General features: G+C 72.2%; 2 protein-coding genes. Both read right to left on the reverse strand.

Going from position 1 to position 1255, the window contains the following annotated elements; all coding sequences use genetic code 11:
- Positions 1 to 112: 112 nt before the first annotated feature.
- Positions 113 to 799 carry an N-acetylmannosamine-6-phosphate 2-epimerase gene (locus tag DSP71_RS17830; RefSeq protein WP_113681729.1) on the reverse strand — a complete coding sequence of 229 codons (687 nt, stop codon included), beginning with the start codon at positions 797 to 799 and terminating at the stop codon, positions 113 to 115.
- Positions 796 to 1255: ROK family protein (locus tag DSP71_RS17835; protein WP_147251365.1), on the reverse strand; the 460-nt coding region annotated here is incomplete at its 5' end. The genes DSP71_RS17835 and DSP71_RS17830, both read right to left, overlap by 4 nt.

Consider the following 1255-nt stretch of genomic DNA (forward strand, 5'->3'; position numbering starts at 1 on the left):
CCGGCGACCCCGGGAAGCGCACACAGCGCGGGCAGCAGCTCCCCTTCGAGCTCCGGGTCCCAGCGCGCGTGCGCCGGAGAGGCTGGATAGGCGCTGACGAGGACGGGCGCAGTCATGCGCGGGCTCGCGCGACCGCATCGGCGAACCACGTCGTGATCGTCGAGGGATGCGTGATGGCGGTGCCGACACAGACGGCGAAGGCACCAGTGGCGATCGCGTCCGCGGCCTGCGCCGGCGTGTGGATGCGCCCCTCGGCGACGATCGGACGACGGCAGCGGGCCGCCATCAGCTCGATGAGCTCGAGATCGGGGCCGGTGGTCTTCGGGCGCTCGCCCGTGTAGCCGGACAGGGTGGTGCCGAGGATGTCGGCGCCCGCCTCTTCTGCGGCGAGCGCATCGTCGAGCGAACCGCAATCGGCCATGATCAGGGCGTCGGTGTGCGTGCGAAGACCCTGGATCGTCTCCCCGAGAGTCAACCCGTCCGGACGATCGCGACGGGTGCCGTCGACCGCGATGATGTCGGCTCCCGCGTCGGCGACGGCCCTGGCATGGTCGAGCGTCGGAGTGATGAACACGTCGCGATCGCCGTCCTTCCACAGACCCACGACGGGCACGGGGAGGTGGGCCGTCGCACGGATGTCGCCGATTCCCTGCACCCGGATGCCCGCGGCACCCCCGACGAGGGCAGCCGCGGCCACCTGGGCCATCGTCCGCGGGTCGCGCATCGCCTCACCGGGGTAGGCCTGGCACGAGACGATCAGGCCGCCACGCAGCTGCTCGAGGTGGTCGGCGAGTCTCATGGGTTCCTCCAGACGGATGCCGCAGCTCCCCGCAGCGGGGCGTCGTCGCCGAGAGTACCCGGCAGGATGGGCGTGCTCTGCAGCGCATCGATCGCCTCGGCGTGGAAGGCGTCGCGCATCGGGCGCCACCAGTCCTCACCGATGTTCGGCACGCCGCCGGTGACCACGATGCGCTCGGGATCGAGGATCGTGGCCGCTCCCGCGATGGCGCGTCCGACCGCTGCGGCTGACTCGCCGATGGCGCGGCGGGCGATGGGGTCACCGGCAACGGATTCCGCCGCGATCCCCCGGGCATCGGTGATCCCGGGGTCTCCTCCGAGCGAGAGGAAGTGCCGGTGCATGCCGATGCCGGAGCCGATCGCCTCGAGGTGTCCGGGTCTGCCGCAGGGGCAGCGCAGGTGTGCGGCTCCCGGCACCGGGAGGTGCGCGATCTCCCCCGCGACGTGATGCGCTCCG

This window comes from Microbacterium sp. H6 (assembly GCF_003314775.1).
GTDB classification, from domain to species: domain Bacteria; phylum Actinomycetota; class Actinomycetes; order Actinomycetales; family Microbacteriaceae; genus Microbacterium; species Microbacterium oxydans.

Bases quoted from the DNA above. Each gene is read 5' to 3' on its own strand.
- DSP71_RS17830 (WP_113681729.1), bottom strand. From the start codon at position 799: ATGAGACTCGCCGACCACCTCGAGCAGCTGCGTGGCGGCCTGATCGTC.